15 protein-coding genes are annotated in these 14,180 nt (G+C 71.9%); 4 read left to right on the top strand and 11 right to left on the bottom strand.

Annotated features, from left to right (window positions below):
• Positions 1 to 227 precede the first annotated feature (227 nt).
• The gene (locus AB0927_RS04205) at positions 228 to 1,466 is read left to right on the top strand and encodes an SAV2148 family HEPN domain-containing protein (protein ID WP_366665955.1); all 1,239 of its coding nucleotides are present in this window, start codon (positions 228 to 230) and stop codon (positions 1,464 to 1,466) included.
• A gap of 102 nt (positions 1,467 to 1,568) precedes the next feature.
• On the top strand, positions 1,569 to 2,291 hold the full coding sequence (locus AB0927_RS04200) for a 3'-5' exonuclease (protein ID WP_366665954.1): 723 nt from the start codon (positions 1,569 to 1,571) through the stop codon (positions 2,289 to 2,291).
• 22 nt (positions 2,292 to 2,313) lie between these two features.
• Here the strand turns inward: AB0927_RS04200 and AB0927_RS04195 are convergent, their stop codons facing one another.
• Entirely contained in the window at positions 2,314 to 3,177 is an 864-nt protein-coding gene (locus AB0927_RS04195; RefSeq protein WP_366665953.1) for an aminoglycoside phosphotransferase family protein, read from the bottom strand.
• Between the two features lie 390 nt (positions 3,178 to 3,567).
• On the opposite strand from AB0927_RS04195, the gene AB0927_RS04190 reads away from it, so the two are divergent.
• On the top strand, positions 3,568 to 4,062 hold the full coding sequence (locus tag AB0927_RS04190; RefSeq protein WP_366666058.1) for a DUF1697 domain-containing protein: 495 nt from the start codon (positions 3,568 to 3,570) through the stop codon (positions 4,060 to 4,062).
• 382 nt (positions 4,063 to 4,444) lie between these two features.
• A complete protein-coding gene (locus tag AB0927_RS04185) occupies positions 4,445 to 4,768 on the top strand; it encodes a hypothetical protein (RefSeq protein ID WP_366665952.1) in 324 nt (107 codons plus the stop codon).
• A gap of 49 nt (positions 4,769 to 4,817) precedes the next feature.
• Here the strand turns inward: AB0927_RS04185 and AB0927_RS04180 are convergent, their stop codons facing one another.
• The 10 genes from AB0927_RS04180 to AB0927_RS04135 all read right to left on the bottom strand — a co-directional run bounded on the left by AB0927_RS04180 (position 4,818) and on the right by AB0927_RS04135 (position 14,052).
• Positions 4,818 to 5,555 carry a sirohydrochlorin chelatase gene (locus AB0927_RS04180; protein WP_366665951.1) on the bottom strand — a complete coding sequence of 246 codons (738 nt, stop codon included), beginning with the start codon at positions 5,553 to 5,555 and terminating at the stop codon, positions 4,818 to 4,820.
• 5 nt (positions 5,556 to 5,560) lie between these two features.
• Positions 5,561 to 6,451 carry an ABC transporter permease gene (locus tag AB0927_RS04175; protein WP_366665950.1) on the bottom strand — a complete coding sequence of 297 codons (891 nt, stop codon included), beginning with the start codon at positions 6,449 to 6,451 and terminating at the stop codon, positions 5,561 to 5,563.
• The gene (locus AB0927_RS04170) at positions 6,438 to 7,217 is read right to left on the bottom strand and encodes an ABC transporter ATP-binding protein (protein WP_366665949.1); all 780 of its coding nucleotides are present in this window, start codon (positions 7,215 to 7,217) and stop codon (positions 6,438 to 6,440) included. Before AB0927_RS04170 ends, AB0927_RS04175 begins: the two co-directional genes overlap by 14 nt.
• A gap of 34 nt (positions 7,218 to 7,251) precedes the next feature.
• Positions 7,252 to 8,361, bottom strand: a complete 1,110-nt coding sequence (locus AB0927_RS04165) for an aliphatic sulfonate ABC transporter substrate-binding protein (protein ID WP_366665948.1) — start codon at positions 8,359 to 8,361, stop codon at positions 7,252 to 7,254.
• A gap of 224 nt (positions 8,362 to 8,585) precedes the next feature.
• Positions 8,586 to 9,917 (bottom strand): GTP-binding protein, encoded by a 1,332-nt coding sequence (locus AB0927_RS04160; RefSeq protein ID WP_366665947.1) that lies wholly within the window; start codon positions 9,915 to 9,917, stop codon positions 8,586 to 8,588.
• 2 nt (positions 9,918 to 9,919) lie between these two features.
• The gene (cysD, locus tag AB0927_RS04155) at positions 9,920 to 10,855 is read right to left on the bottom strand and encodes a sulfate adenylyltransferase subunit CysD (RefSeq protein WP_366665946.1); all 936 of its coding nucleotides are present in this window, start codon (positions 10,853 to 10,855) and stop codon (positions 9,920 to 9,922) included.
• Entirely contained in the window at positions 10,852 to 11,472 is a 621-nt protein-coding gene (cysC, locus tag AB0927_RS04150) for an adenylyl-sulfate kinase (protein WP_366665945.1), read from the bottom strand. Before cysC ends, cysD begins: the two co-directional genes overlap by 4 nt.
• Positions 11,469 to 12,179 (bottom strand): phosphoadenylyl-sulfate reductase, encoded by a 711-nt coding sequence (locus AB0927_RS04145; protein WP_366665944.1) that lies wholly within the window; start codon positions 12,177 to 12,179, stop codon positions 11,469 to 11,471. Before AB0927_RS04145 ends, cysC begins: the two co-directional genes overlap by 4 nt.
• Positions 12,176 to 12,358, bottom strand: coding sequence for a hypothetical protein (locus AB0927_RS04140; protein WP_366665943.1), 183 nt, complete (start codon positions 12,356 to 12,358; stop codon positions 12,176 to 12,178). Before AB0927_RS04140 ends, AB0927_RS04145 begins: the two co-directional genes overlap by 4 nt.
• Positions 12,355 to 14,052: a nitrite/sulfite reductase gene (locus AB0927_RS04135; protein ID WP_366665942.1), complete on the bottom strand. Its 1,698-nt coding sequence runs from the start codon at positions 14,050 to 14,052 to the stop codon at positions 12,355 to 12,357. Before AB0927_RS04135 ends, AB0927_RS04140 begins: the two co-directional genes overlap by 4 nt.
• Positions 14,053 to 14,180 lie beyond the last annotated feature (128 nt).

Genomic DNA, 14,180 nt, shown 5'->3' with positions numbered 1-14,180 from the left:
CCGCCCCGGCCTTCGCCCCTTGCCTCCACGGGTCCGGCGGGTACCCGGTTATGAGACCGCTCACTCCCCGCGCGCGGGCGGCCCGGAACGGGCGTGAGACGCCGAACAGTTGAGCAAAGCAGCCGGGGTACCGACCTGTCCATCCGGCTGCACCGCGCGGCGCTCCCGGAGTACCCTTCCTTGATCGTTGAGACGGGAAAGGCCCGGGGACGGAAGGCGGTGCACGGGTGGGCTCGGGAGGGCTGGAGCTGCCCCCTGGTGACGAGGGTCACGAGGGGAACTCCGCGGACGTCCCGCCCGGCGCGGTGTCCCTGGCGCGGCCGATGGACGCGGGATCCATCGGGCCGGAGCTGGACTGGGGCGCCGACGCCTGGCACGAGGTGCGCACCCGCGCCCAGCGGGCGGGCCGGGCCTACATCTGGCTGAACCTCGTGGAACAGCGGCTGCGTTCGGTCGTCGCCGCCGTCCTGCGGCCCGTCTACGAACCCGTGCACGGCGACGAGTGGGTGGTCGCCGCGGCCGGACCGGCCGGCCAGGAGTGGGTGCAGCGCGCGGTCGCCGTCCGCGAAGTCAGCCGCCGCAAGGGCTACTTGCTCGACCCCGCCGACGACAACGTGCTCAGTTTCCTGACGTTGCCCCAGCTGCGCGAGCTGATGGTGCAGCACTGGCCCTGCTTCGAGCCGTACTTCGACGAGCGCCGCGACCTCGAACTCGCCCTGGACGAGCTGGAGGTGACGCGCAACGTCGTCTCCCGCAACCGTGCCCTGTCCCAGGCGGTGCTCGGCCAGGCGGAGCGCGCCTCGGCGCGGCTCCTGGAGATGCTCGGCGCGGGCGGCGACGTGCCCTCCGCGCGCCGGCTGCCCGTCGACGCGGTCGAGGACCTGGTCGGGGACCGGTACGCCGATGTCGTCGCCGTGCACTCGGACCGGGTGCGGCTGATGCGCCAGTTCCCGGCCGAGGACATCTTCGGCGGCGCCCGGCGCCTGGACGCCATCGGCATCGGCCTCAACCTGCTGGTGCAGAACTTCTCCGGACGGCGCCTGGTCCGGCTCGCCGAGTCCGGCTGCCGGGTCCGGCTGCTCTTCCTCAACCCCGCCTCCAGCTCGGTCAAACGCCGCGAACGCGAACTCGGGATGAAACGGGGCGAACTGAGCCGCTCCGTCGAGATGAACATCCTGCACATGCGCCGCGTGCGCTCCCGGCTGCGCGACCCGGGCGCCTTCGAGATCCAGGTGTACGACGAGACGCCCCGCTTCACCGCCTACCTGGTGGACGGTGACGGCGCCGACGGCGTCGCCGTGGTGCAGTCCTACCTCCGCGGGGCGCGGGGCATGGAGTCGCCGGTCCTGGTGCTGCGCAACGGCAGCCGGCTGGTCACGTCGGACGACGTGGGCGAATCCGGTCTCTTCCCGACATACCGCGAGGAATTCGAGCTGACATGGGCGGATTCGCGCCCTGTGTCCTGAACCGTCCCCGAGGGGAAAGGGAACAGGGTCCTCCGATTGTCAGTGCCTCGTGTCAGGGTGGAGGCCACTGGGGGAACGCACCATCGAGAAGGGGGACCGCCCATGGGCTGGCACCAGGAGCTGCTGGTCGGCTTCGACCTGGAGACGACCGGCACGGATCCGCGCGAGGCGCGCATCGTCACCGGCGCGGTGATCGAGGTCAGGGCCGGTGAGCCGCTGGGCCACCGGGAGTGGCTGGCCGATCCGGGCGTGGAGATCCCGGCCGACGCGGTCGCCGTGCACGGCATCAGCAACGAACGGGTGACGGCCGAGGGCGAGCCCGCCGACCGGGTGGCCGACGCCATCGCCGAGGCGCTGGTGTCGTACTGGAAGACGGGCGTGCCGGTCGTCGCCTACAACGCGGCGTTCGACCTCACCCTGCTCTCCGCCGAGCTGCGCCGGCACCGACTGCCGTCCCTCGCCGACCGCCTCGGCGGGGCGGCCCCCGCGCCGGTGATCGACCCGTACACCATCGACCGCCGGGTGGACCGCTACCGGCGCGGCAAGCGGAACCTGGAGGCGGTCTGCGGGGAGTACGGCGTCGTCCTGGGCGCGGCGCACAACGCGTCCGCCGACGCCCTCGCCGCGGCCCGTCTGGCCGCCGCGATAGCCGTCCGCCACCCGAAGATCGCCGGCCTCGGCCCGGCCGAACTGCACCGGCGCCAGATCGAGTGGTACGCGGAATGGGCGGCCGACTTCCAGGCCTTCCTGCGCCGCAAGGGGGACGCGGCGGCGGTGGTGGACGGGGTGTGGCCGCTGCGGGAGCTGACGGCCGACGTGGTCTGAGAGGGCCGTAGACGAAGGGGGATCAGAAGGGGTACCAGCGCACCGACTCGTCGCCGTCCCGCAGGGACGCCACCCGGCGGCGGAACTCGGCCAGGGCCTTGGGGTTGCTCGGCGCGTGCTGCGCGACCCAGGCGCAGCTGGCGGTCTCGCGGGCGCCCCGGAGCACCGAGCAGCCCTCCCACTCGCGCACGTCCCAGCCGTACGCCTCGGTGAAGGAGTCGTACGACTCGGCGGGCAGCCCGTACCGGTCGCGGGAGAGGGCCATCACCACCAGGTCGTGCTCGCGCAGGTCGGCGGAGACGGTCTCCAGGTCGACCAGGACCGGCCCCTCGGGCCCGATGTGGACGTTGCGGGGCAGCGCGTCGCCGTGGATGGGTCCCGGCGTCAGGCGGGGCGTCAGCGCGGCGGCGGCCGCCGCGAAACCGTCCCGGCGCTCGCGCAGATAGGCCGCGTCCTCGGGGTCGATCGCCTCGCCCGCGAGCCGCAGCCAGCGCTCCACCCCGCCCAGCAGCTCACGCGGCGGCAGTGCGAACGGAGCGGCGGGCAGCGCGTGCACGAGCCGCAGCAGCTCGGCCAGGTCGCCCGGTTCGGCGGGTCGTACGGCGTCGGGCAGCCGGTGCCACACCGTCACCGGATGGCCCTCGACCAGCCGCGGCTCCGGCTCGGCCGCCCGCACCGCCGGCACGCCCGCCTCGGCCAGCCATCCGGCGATGCCCAGCTCGCGCCGGGCCCGCTCCAGCAGTTCGGCGTCGCGCCCCACCTTGACGACCAGGTCCCCGGCGGCGAACACCGCGTTCTCGCCGAGCGCGAGCAGCCGCGCCTCCCCGGCCGCGACCGCGGGTACGCGCGCCGCGGCCAGTACATCCCGCGCCCGTGCCTCGTCCATCGTGGTGCCTCCGTGCCGCCGTCTTCCGTGCCGCCGTCTTCCGTGCCGCAGTCTTCCGAGCCGCTGTCCGGGGATCCGGCGCCCGCCGTCTCCCCGGACAGTCTCCCATCCACGCGGACCGGAGCCCGCTCCGGCGTCACGGGATGTCCGTTCCGCCGTCAGAGATCCACTTTGTGATTACGAAAGCTTGTTGAACAAGTCACAGCTGTGTTCAGAGGTTGATCCGGCCCCCGCCGAACCGGCAGAGTTTCGCGCAGCCCGCCCCCTGGGGCCGGGCCCGGCCGTCGTGCCCGCCCCCACGGGGCACGACGGCCGCCCTAAGCTGACCGGGTGACGACCTATGCGGCGCTGTTGCGCGGAATCAACGTCGGCGGCAACCGGAAGCTCCCGATGGCCGACCTGCGCGCGCTGCTCGGCACCCTCGGCCACACCGGCGTCCGCACCCATCTGCAGAGCGGACAGGCCGTGTTCACCGCAGACCACGGGGACGAGGACTCCCTGGCGGAGGAGCTGACCCGGGCGATCGGGGAACGCTTCGGCTTCCCGGTGGACGTGCTCGTGCGCGACCACGCCTACCTGGCCGAGGTGGTCCGCGCCTGCCCCTTCCCGGCCGCCGAGCCGGCGGCCAGGCAACTGCACGTCACCTACTTCTCCGCCCCCGTCACCCCCGACCGCTACGCGCACCTCGACCAAGCGGCCCACCTCCCCGAGGAGTTCCGCCTCGGCGACCGCTGCCTGTACCTGTACGCCCCCGACGGCCTCGGCCGCTCCCGGCTCGCCGAGGCGCTGAGCCGCACGCGGGCCACCAAGGACCTGATCGCCACCAGCCGGAACTGGAACACGGTGGTCAAACTGGCCGAACTGACCGCACTCCGCTTGCCCTGAACCGGAGTTCGACCGGTCCTCGCCGTGGTGGCTGATAACCGCCCCTGCCGCGCGCCGACTTGACCTTCCCCTGTGACACACGGGTCGCCCGGGACGCAGAACGGAGTGCCGTCGTGGTCCGACGTCACAGGGGAACGCCGGACCGCGGCGGCTTTACCACGTCCTCACCCGTAAGGGGACGGCTCCCGCGAACAACGCGACAAGTCCGTCCCGCTGTCCCTAGGGTGAAGCACGCCGAACGGCCGGAACGACAGCGCCCGGCTCTCGCCCCGGAGCACGCGCACGCCGTTCCGCTACCGCGTCCGGAGGCGTCAGCGGACACCGGTCACCAGGAGGAGTGGCGATTTTCGGCCTACCTCCGATCCACGAGCGAGGACGGGACATGAGCACCTATGGCTACGGACACGTCAACGGTCCGGGACAGTACGGCGAGTTCGCCGGCCTCGACCTGACCCACGGCACCCCGCCGCTGGAGGCCCTGATCGCGGTCTCCGCCCGGCTCACCGAGGCGCTGCGCAGGGAGTGCCCCGGACTCGTCCGCCAGGGCCAGATCATCGAGGCGGCGTTCGCGGAGTCCGCCGACGACGGACTGCCGCCCAACCGGGGCCGCATCCGCTCCGCCCTGGACGACATCTGCATCGGCGCGTCGGCCGGCACCGCCAGCCTCGCCTACACCCGGCAGCTGGTGCAGGCCCTGGGACTGTGACGCCAGGCCGTGCCAGGGCCCCCAGGGCCCCCAGGGCTCCTCGGGCCGCTCAGGCGCCGAGCGCCTGGAGGGCCGGCCGGCTCGCGGCGTCGTAGCGGCGCAGCAGCAGCCGCGCCACCTCCGGCGCGGGCCCTAGCACGTCTCCGAGGACGTCCGCCCCGGCCGCGCCGCGCGCGATGCGGTCCGGCAGGAAGCCGGGGGCCAGGACGTACGGCGCCACGGCGACCCGCGCGCAGCCGAGCGCGCGCAGCTCCCGTACGGCGTCCTCGGTGCGCGGCAGACGAGCGGAGGCGAACGCGGGTCGCACGGCGCACCAACCGGTGTGCCACCACTCCCGCGCGATGTCGGCGATCACCGCGATCGCCTCCGGGTCACTGGACCCCGCCGAGGCCAGCACGACCCCGGTCGAGGACTTGTCGGCGGGGCTGAGCCCGGCCTCGTACAGGCGCCGTTCCAGCGCCGTGAGCAGCAGCGGCGACGGGCCGAGCACCTCCGCCTGCCGGATCCGCAGCCGCGCCGGGGCCGCCCGCAGCACCGCCGGGATGTCGGCCTTGGCGTGGAAGGCGCGGGTGAGCAGCAGTGGCAGCGCCACGACGTCCCGGACACCCTCGGCCGCCAGGGACTCCAACACCCCTTGTACGGAGGGCACGTTGAAGTCCAGGAAGCCGGTCTCCACGCGCAGCCCGGGACGCTGCGACCGTACCCGCTCGACCAGGGCGTGCACCGTCCGGGCGTGCCGCGGGTCGCGGCTGCCGTGGGCGATGACGAGGAGTACGGGCGCGTTCATGCCGGTCAGCCTTTCACCAGCAGGCCGCGGCTGCGCAGCACCCAGCGCTCCAGCGGGCTGAAGATCAGCAGGTCGATGGCGATGCCGACGAAGAGGATCAGCAGGATGGCCTCGAACACCATGGCCATGTCGCTGGCCGTACGGGCGTTCTCCAGCAACTGGCCGAGACCGGTGCCCAGGTCGGGGAAGTTCGCGATGATCTCGGCGGCCATCAGGGAGCGCCAGGAGAAGGCCCAGCCCTGCTTCATGCCGGCCACGTAGCCGGGCAGGGCGGCCGGCAGGGTGATGTGCCAGGTGCCCTTGACGCCGGTGGCGCCCAGGGTGCGGCCCGCGCGCAGGAACAGCGGGGGCACCTGGTCCACGCCGGAGACCAGCCCGTTGGCGATGGACGGCACCGCGCCGAGCAGGATCACCGTGTACATCATGGAGTTGTCCAGGCCCAGCCAGATCACCGCGGGCGGCACCCAGGCGACCGACGGCAGCGACTGGAGCCCGGAGAGGATCGGCCCGATGGCGGCGCGCACGAACTTCACCCGCGCCACCAGCAGCCCGAGCGGGGTGCCGATCACCAGCGCGAGGCAGAAGCCGAGCAGACCGCGCGAGACGCTGGTCCAGATGTAGCCGAGCAGCTTGCCCTGGAGCCAGTCGTCGCGGAAGGCGGCCCAGACCGCGCCCGGCGTGGGCAGTTTGGTCGGGTCGTCCACGATCTTCAGACTGACCAGGCCCTGCCACACCACCAGCACCACGACGATCGCGGCGACGGGCGGCAGGACCTTGTCGACCAGGGTCCGGCGAAGCGGCGTCCGGTCCGGCTGCGTGGTCTCCAGCGCGTCGAGGCCGGCCTCCACGCTGCCTGCGGCCGGGGTGTTGCTGGTCGTCGTGTCAGTGCTGGCCATGGCGGCGGATCTCCCCACGCAGTACTTCGGTGATCTCCAGGGACAGTTCCGCCACGGGCGCGTCCTCGATGCGGCGCGGCTGCGGGATGCCGACCTCCCACTCGCGGGCCACCCGGCCCGGCCGGGAGGACAGCAGCACGACCCGCTGGGCGAGGCGCACCGCCTCGCGCACGTTGTGGGTGACGAACAGCACGGACAGGCCGGTCTCCGACCAGATCCGGGTCAGCTCGTCGTGCAGCACGTCGCGGGTGATGGCGTCCAGGGCCGCGAACGGCTCGTCCATCAGCAGCAGTTGGCTTTCCTGGGCGAGCGCGCGGGCCATCGCGACCCGCTGGCGCATGCCGCCCGACAGCTCGTGCACGCGTTTGCCGTACGCACCCGGCAGGCGGACGAGTTCGAGGAGTTCCTCGGCCTTGCCGCGCCGCTCGGGGCGGGGAACTCCCCTCAGTTTGAGGGCGAGTTCGATGTTCTTGCCCGCGGTCAGCCAGGGGAACAGGGCGTGTTCCTGGAACATCAGCGCGGGGCGGCCGTCGGTACGGATGGCGCCGGTGGTGGGCTCGTCCAGGCCCGCCACCAGGTTGAGCAGGGTGGACTTGCCGCAGCCCGAGGCCCCCAGGAGGGTGACGAACTCGCCGGGCGCGACATCGAGGCTGATGTCGTCCAGGACGAGCTGGGGCCCGCCCGGACCGGCGAAGGACTTCGAGACATGCTCAAGGCGTGCGGCGTACTCCACCGACCGCGCGGCCTTGGCGAGGGTCGTGGCCATGGTCGTCACCTCCTGGGACGTCTTCGGGCGGGCGTCAGCTGGTGCCGAGTCCGGCGGCGTCGACCGGACGCCCGCCCTCGGCCTTGAGCACCTTGTTGAGGATCGTCAGGTCGTAGATCCCCTTGAGGTCGGGCTTGTCCAGCAGACCGGCCTTGACCGCGTGCGCCGCCTCGGTGTCGAGGGTGGCGGCCAGCGGGTCGTCGGTGAACTGGACGGACTTCCACGCCGGGTCGAGCACCTTGGCCGGCAGCGCCTTGCCCGAGTCGTCCGCGAGCTGCTTGTTCGCGGCCTGCTTCGCCTGCTCCGGCTCGGCGTTGATCCACTTGTTGGCCGCGACGGACGCCTTCAGGACCGCCTCGACGGCCTTCGGGTGCTCCTTGAGGAACGCCTGCCGCACGATGATGTTGGTGATCACGAACTTGTTGCCGGGCCACAGCGAGGACTCGTCCAGCAGCACCTTGCCGCCCTCGGCCACCAGCTTGGACGCGGTCGGCTCCGGCACCCAGGCGCCGTCGATGGAACCGGACTTGAAGGCGTCCGGGGTCACCTTGTTGTCGCTGCGGACGACCGTGACATCGCCCTTGCCGCTCTGCGGGTCGACCTTCCAGCCCTGCTCCGCCACCCAGTTGAGGAACGCCACGTCCTGTGTGTTGCCGAGCTGCGGGGTGGCTATCTTCTTGCCCTTGACGTCCTTCAGGGAGGTGATCTTCTTCGGGTCGACGACCAGCTTCACCCCGCCGGACGCCGAACCGCCGATGATCTTCAGGCTCTTGCCGGCGGACTTGGTGTAGCCGTTGATCGCCGGGGAGGGGCCGATCCAGCCGATGTCGATGGAGCCGGAGTTCAGCGCCTCGATCTCGGAGGGCCCGGCGTTGAAGGTGGCGTAATCGGCCTTGGTGGCGCCCAGTTCCTTCTGGAACAGGCCCTTCTGCCGGCCGACCAGCGCGGTGCCGTGGGTCAGGTTCGGGAAGTAGCCGATCTTGACGGAGTCGAGGCCGTCGATCTTCTCGGCTCCGGCGGCGACCTTCGCGGTGTCGTCGCCCTTGGACTCGGAGCCGTAGCCGCACGCGGCGAGTGCGAGCAGGGGAAGGGCGGCGAGCGCGGCTATCGCACGACGCGGGAAAAGGGAGTTGATGGCAGGCACGGGAGGTTGTCCCCTCGTTGGCCCGGCGGTCACGGTCTCTCAGGTCGTGGCCGGGAGGTCGGCAGGTCTTCGTCTGTGGCGGTGGGGGGTGAGGGCGCGCGTGCGGTGCGCGTACGTCAGCGCACACATCGCGCGACCCCGCCCTGCCCGCTGCCGAGGGCGCCGCTGCCGACGCGGCCGCCCTCCTTCGCGAACATCGAGAAGAAATCAGGGGAGTTCATGACTCAGAAGTCCCATCCGTCGTCGTCGGCCGGGTCCTTGACGGGGTCGGGCGCGGCGAAGGACTCGCCGACCATGCCCGCGGTGAGGGTGGTGCCGTCGGCGGGGTCGATCAGGATGAAGGAACCGGTGCGGCGCGAGTCGGCGTAGGAGTCGACGGGCAGCGGTTCGGCGGTACGGATCTTCACCCGGCCGATGTCGTTGGCGGCGAGCCGCCCGGGGTGGGGGTGCAGCGACAGGTCGTCCAGGGTGAGCCGGGAGGGGATGTCCCGGACGATCGCCTTGACGGTGCGGGTGCCGTGCTTGAGCAGGACCCGGTGGCCCACGGTCAGCGGGGCGTCGGCGACATGGCAGACCGTCGCCTCCACGTCCTGCGTGGTCGGCGGCGCGTCCTTGGCCGGCACGATCAGGTCGCCGCGCGAGACGTCGATGTCGTCCGCGAGGAGGAGGGTCACCGACTGGGTGGTCCAGGCGACGTCGACCGGCTCGCCCAGTAGGTCGATGCCGGAGATCCGGGTGGTCCGCCCGGACGGCAGGACGGTGACCTCCTCGCCGACCCGGAAGCTGCCGGCGGCGATCTGGCCCGCGTAGCCCCGGTAGTCGGGGTGCTCGGCGGTACCGGGGCGGATCACGTACTGCACGGGCAGCCGCGCGTGGCAGCGGGCCAGGTCGTGGCTGACGGGGACGGTCTCCAGGTGCTCCAGGACGGTGGGGCCGCCGTACCAGTCCATGTGCGCGGACGGCTCCACCACGTTGTCGCCGGCGAGCGCGGAGATCGGGATCGCGGTGACCTCCGGGACGCCCAACTCGGTGGCGTAGGCGGAGAACTCCTCGGCGATCGCCGCGAAGACGGGCTCCCGGTAGCCGACGAGGTCCATCTTGTTGACGGCCAGCACCACGTGCGGGACGCGCAGCAGGGCGGCGATCGCGGCGTGCCGCCGGGTCTGCTCGACCACGCCGTTGCGGGCGTCGACCAGGATCACCGTCAGCTCGGCGGTGGAGGCACCGGTGACCATGTTGCGGGTGTACTGCACATGGCCCGGGGTGTCGGCGAGGATGAACCGCCGCCGGGGCGTGGCGAAGTAGCGGTAGGCCACGTCGATCGTGATGCCCTGTTCCCGCTCGGCGCGCAGCCCGTCGGTGAGCAGGGCGAGGTCGGGTGCGTCCTGACCCCGGCTCGCCGACGCCCGCTCCACGGCCTCCAGTTGGTCGGCCAGGACCGACTTGGAGTCGTGCAGCAGCCGTCCGACGAGGGTGGACTTGCCGTCGTCGACGGAACCGGCGGTGGCGAACCTGAGCAGCGTGGTGGCCGACAGCGCCTCGGTGGTCGTGGTCATGGTTAGAAGTACCCCTCGCGCTTGCGGTCTTCCATCGCGGCCTCGGACAGCTTGTCGTCCGCGCGGGTCGCGCCCCGCTCGGTCAGCCGGGACGCGGCGATCTCCGCGATGACGGCGTCCAGGGTCGTCGCGTCGGAGTCGACGGCGCCGGTGCAGGACATGTCGCCGACCGTGCGGTAGCGGACCAGGCGCTTCTCGACCGTCTCGTCCTGGCGCGGGCCGCCCCACTCGCCGGCCGTCAGCCACATCCCGGCGCGCTGGAACACCTCGCGCTCGTGCGCGAAGTAGATCTGCGGCAGCTCGATGCCCTCGCGGGCGATGTACTGCCACACGTCCAGCTCGGTCCAGTTCGACAGCGGGAAGACCCGGACGTGCTCACCGGGCGCGTGCCGGCCGTTGTACAGGTTCCACAGCTCGGGGCGCTGGCGGCGCGGGTCCCACTGGGAGAACTCGTCGCGCAGCGAGAACACCCGCTCCTTGGCCCGCGCCTTCTCCTCGTCCCGGCGGCCGCCGCCGAAGACCGCGTCGAACCTCTCCGACTGGATCTTCTCCGTCAGCGGCAGCGTCTGGAGCGGGTTGCGGGTGCCGTCCGGGCGCTCCCTGAGCACCCCCCGGTCGATGTAGTCCTGCACGGAGGCCACATGGAGGCGCAGCCCGTGCCGTGCGACCGCGCGGTCCCGGTATTCGAGCACCTCGGGGAAGTTGTGCCCGGTGTCCACGTGCAGCAGCGAGAACGGGACCGCGGCCGGGGCGAACGCCTTCAGCGCGAGGTGCAGCATGACGATCGAGTCCTTGCCCCCGGAGAACAGGATCACCGGGTTCTCGAACTCGCCCGCCACCTCACGGAAGATGTGCACGGCCTCGGACTCCAGCGCGTCCAGGTGCGAGAGCGCGTACGGGCTGTCCGTACCGTCCTCGACCTCCGCGAGCGTGGTCATACCAATCCCCTCTCGCTGAGCAGGGCGGACACCGCGGCGGCGGACTCCTGCACGGTCTGGTGCTGCGACTCGATGCGCAGCTCGGGCGACTCGGGCTCCTCGTACGGGTCGTCCACACCGGTCAGCCCGGTCAGCTCGCCCGCCGCCTGCTTGGCGTACAGACCCTTCACGTCACGGACGCTGCACACCTCGACCGGCGTCGCCACATGCACCTCCAGGTACGGGGTGGCGTTCTTCGCGTGCCGTTCGCGCACCGCGTTCCGGCTGTCCGCGTACGGCGCGATCACCGGCACCAGCGTCAACACGCCGTTGCGGGCGAGCAGTTCGGCGACGAAGCCGATGCGCTGCACGTTGGTGTGCCGGTCCTCGCGGGAGAAGCCGAGGCCCGCGGAGATGAACTCGCGGATCTCGTCGCCGTCGAGCACCTCCACCCGGCGGCCCCCGGCGCGCAGCCGGCCCGCCAGTTCGTGGGCGATGGTGGTCTTGCCGGCGCTCGGCAGTCCTGTGAGCCAGACGGTGGCTCCGGTGGTCACGTCGTTCTCCTGGGTCTGGGTCTGGGTCCGGGTCTCGGCCTGAGCCCGGGGCTGATGCCGAGGCCGGATGCGGTCGGTCGTCATCCGTGCAGTCCGCACTCGGTCTTGGCGCGCCCCGCCCACCGTCCGGCACGCGCGTCCTCGCCCTCCAGCACCCGGCGGGTGCAGGGCTCGCAGCCGATGGAGGGGTAGCCGTCCATCAGCAACGGGTTGGTGAGGACCCCGTGTTCGGCGATGTAGGCGTCCACGTCGTCCTGGGTCCAGCGGGCGATGGGGGAGACCTTGACCTTGCGGCGCTTCTCGTCCCAGCCGACCACCGGGGTGTTCGCCCGGGTCGGGGACTCGTCACGGCGCAGGCCGGTCGCCCAGGCCCGGTAGTTCTCCAGCCCCTCGGCCAGCGGGCGCACCTTGCGCAGGGCGCAGCACAGGTCGGGGTCGCGGTCGTGCAGCTTCGGGCCGTACTCGGCGTCCTGCTCGGCCACCGTCTGCCTCGGCGTGAGGGTGATGACACGGACGTCCATCACCGCCGCCACGGCGTCCCGGGTACCGATGGTCTCCGGGAAGTGGTAGCCGGTGTCGAGGAAGACCACGTCCACGCCCGGGCGCACCCGCGAGGCGAGATGGGCGACCACGGCGTCCTCCATCGAGGAGGTGACGCAGAACTCCGCGCCGAAGGTGTCCACCGCCCAGCGCAGGATCTCCAGCGCGGAGGCGTCCTCCAGCTCACGCCCCGCACGCTCGGCCAGGGCCCGCAACTCGTCGTCCGTACGCGTAGCCTGATCGGTCGTCATATCCGCCCCTCCCCTTGGTCGTCGGCTCGCCGCAGTCCCCGCGCGAGCAGCCCGAGGAACTTCAACTGGAACGCCCGGTTGCACGCCCCGCACTCCCAGGCGCCGTGTCCCTGCTCGTTGGGCCGCAGGTCCTCGTCGCCGCAGTAGGGGCAGTGGAAGGGGGCCGCACGCTCGCTCACGACAGGGCCTCCTCGGAGGCGCGGGACGCCCAGGCGGCGAACCGCTCGCCGTCCGTGCGCTCGGCCAGGTAGCGCCGGAGCACCCGCTCGATGTAGTCGGCCAGTTCCCGGGAGGTGACCTTCAGCCCGCGCACCTTGCGGCCGAAGCCCGCCTCCAGGCCGAGCGCGCCGCCCAGGTGCACCTGGTAGCCCTCGACCTGGTTGCCGTCCTCGTCCAGGACGAGCTGGCCCTTCAGGCCGATGTCCGCCACCTGGATCCGGGCGCAGGCGTTCGGGCAGCCGTTGAGGTTGATGGTGAGGGGCTCGTCGAACTCGGGCAGCCTGCGCTCCAGTTCGTCGATCAGGGCGCTGCCGCGCGCCTTGGTCTCCACGATGGCGAGCTTGCAGAACTCGATGCCGGTGCAGGCCATGGTGCCGCGCCGGAAGGGCGAGGGGGAGACGGTGAGGCCGAGCGCGTCCAGGGCCGACGACAGCGACTCGACCTGGGCCTCCTCGACGTCCAGCACGATCATCTTCTGCTCGGCGGTGGTGCGCACCCGCCCCGAGCCGTGCGCCTCGGCGACCTCGGCGATCTTGGCCAGCGTGGTGCCGTCGACCCGGCCGACGCGCGGCGCGAACCCGACGTAGAAACGGCCGTCCCGCTGCCGGTGCACGCCGACGTGGTCGCGCCAGCGCTCCACGGGCTGCGCGGGCGCGGGCCCGTCGATCAGCTTCCGCTTGAGGTACTCGTCCTCCAGTACCTGCCGGAACTTCTCCGCGCCCCAGTCGGCGACCAGGAACTTCAGCCGGGCCCGGTTGCGCAGCCGCCGGTAGCCGTAGTCACGGAAGATCGAGATGACGCCCTCGTGGACGTCGGCGACCTCCGCGAGCGGCACCCAGGCGCCCAGCCGGACACCGATCTTGGGGTTGGTGGACAGCCCGCCGCCGACCCACAGGTCGAAACCGGGCCCGTGCTCGGGGTGTTCGACGCCGACGAACGCGACGTCGTTGATCTCGTGCGCCACGTCCAGCAGCGGCGAGCCGGAGACCGCGGTCTTGAACTTGCGCGGCAGGTTCGAGTAGGCCGGGTTGCCGATGACGCGCCGGTGGATCTCCTCGATGGCCGGGGTGCCGTCGACGATCTCGTCCTCGGCGATGCCGGCGACCGGGGAGCCGAGGATCGCGCGGGGCGTGTCACCGCAGGCCTCGGTGGTGGACAGCCCGACCTCTTCGAGCCGCCGCCAGATCTCCGGCACGTCCTCGATGCGGACCCAGTGCAACTGGATGTTCTGCCGGTCGGTGATGTCGGCGGTGCCGCGCGCGAACTCCTGGGAGACCTCGCCGATCACCCGCAGCTGCCGGGTGGTCAGCCGGCCGCCGTCGATCCGCACCCGCAGCATGAAGTACTCGTCGTCCAGCTCCTCCGGCTCCAGGACGGCGGTCTTGCCGCCGTCGATCCCGGGCTTGCGCTGGGTGTACAGGCCCCACCAGCGCATCCGGCCGCGCAGATCGGTCGGGTCGATGGAGTCGAAGCCGCGCTGGGAGTAGATCGTCTCAATGCGTGTCCGTACGTTGAGACCGTCGTCGTCCTTCTTGAACTGCTCGTTGCCGTTGAGCGGCGTGAAGTGACCCTGGGCCCACTGGCCCTCGCCGCGGTGACGGCTCACCTTGCGGCGGGGCGCTGAGGCGGCGGGGTTGGGTGGGGTGGCGGCCATGGTTGCTACGTCCTTCGGACAGGCTGCGGACAGGGAGAAGCGGCGCTGAAAGGCTCTGACCTGCACGGAAGTGCACGCGCGGCGAGAGGTGAGAGGCCGTGCGCGAGCAGGGACCGGGGTGCGGAGAG

This window comes from Streptomyces sp. NPDC048106, from assembly GCF_040706415.1.
GTDB lineage: Bacteria > Actinomycetota > Actinomycetes > Streptomycetales > Streptomycetaceae > Streptomyces.
Note: the sequence above shows the minus strand (reverse complement) of the source record. Positions and strands in the feature narration are given on the sequence as shown.

What these genes read in the sequence shown, in the direction of transcription:
- AB0927_RS04185 (WP_366665952.1), top strand. Translation starts at nt 4,445, where the DNA reads ATGAGCACCTATGGCTACGGACACGTCAACGGTCCGGGACAGTACGGC.
- cysD (WP_366665946.1), bottom strand. Translation starts at nt 10,855, where the DNA reads ATGACCACGCTCGCGGAGGTCGAGGACGGTACGGACAGCCCGTACGCG.
- AB0927_RS04195 (WP_366665953.1), bottom strand. Translation starts at nt 3,177, where the DNA reads ATGGACGAGGCACGGGCGCGGGATGTACTGGCCGCGGCGCGCGTACCC.
- AB0927_RS04180 (WP_366665951.1), bottom strand. Translation starts at nt 5,555, where the DNA reads ATGAACGCGCCCGTACTCCTCGTCATCGCCCACGGCAGCCGCGACCCG.
- AB0927_RS04190 (WP_366666058.1), top strand. Translation starts at nt 3,568, where the DNA reads ATGGCCGACCTGCGCGCGCTGCTCGGCACCCTCGGCCACACCGGCGTC.
- cysC (WP_366665945.1), bottom strand. Translation starts at nt 11,472, where the DNA reads ATGACGACCGACCGCATCCGGCCTCGGCATCAGCCCCGGGCTCAGGCC.
- AB0927_RS04200 (WP_366665954.1), top strand. Translation starts at nt 1,569, where the DNA reads ATGGGCTGGCACCAGGAGCTGCTGGTCGGCTTCGACCTGGAGACGACC.
- AB0927_RS04170 (WP_366665949.1), bottom strand. Translation starts at nt 7,217, where the DNA reads ATGGCCACGACCCTCGCCAAGGCCGCGCGGTCGGTGGAGTACGCCGCA.
- AB0927_RS04175 (WP_366665950.1), bottom strand. Translation starts at nt 6,451, where the DNA reads ATGGCCAGCACTGACACGACGACCAGCAACACCCCGGCCGCAGGCAGC.
- AB0927_RS04145 (WP_366665944.1), bottom strand. Translation starts at nt 12,179, where the DNA reads ATGACGACCGATCAGGCTACGCGTACGGACGACGAGTTGCGGGCCCTG.
- AB0927_RS04135 (WP_366665942.1), bottom strand. Translation starts at nt 14,052, where the DNA reads ATGGCCGCCACCCCACCCAACCCCGCCGCCTCAGCGCCCCGCCGCAAG.
- AB0927_RS04160 (WP_366665947.1), bottom strand. Translation starts at nt 9,917, where the DNA reads ATGACCACGACCACCGAGGCGCTGTCGGCCACCACGCTGCTCAGGTTC.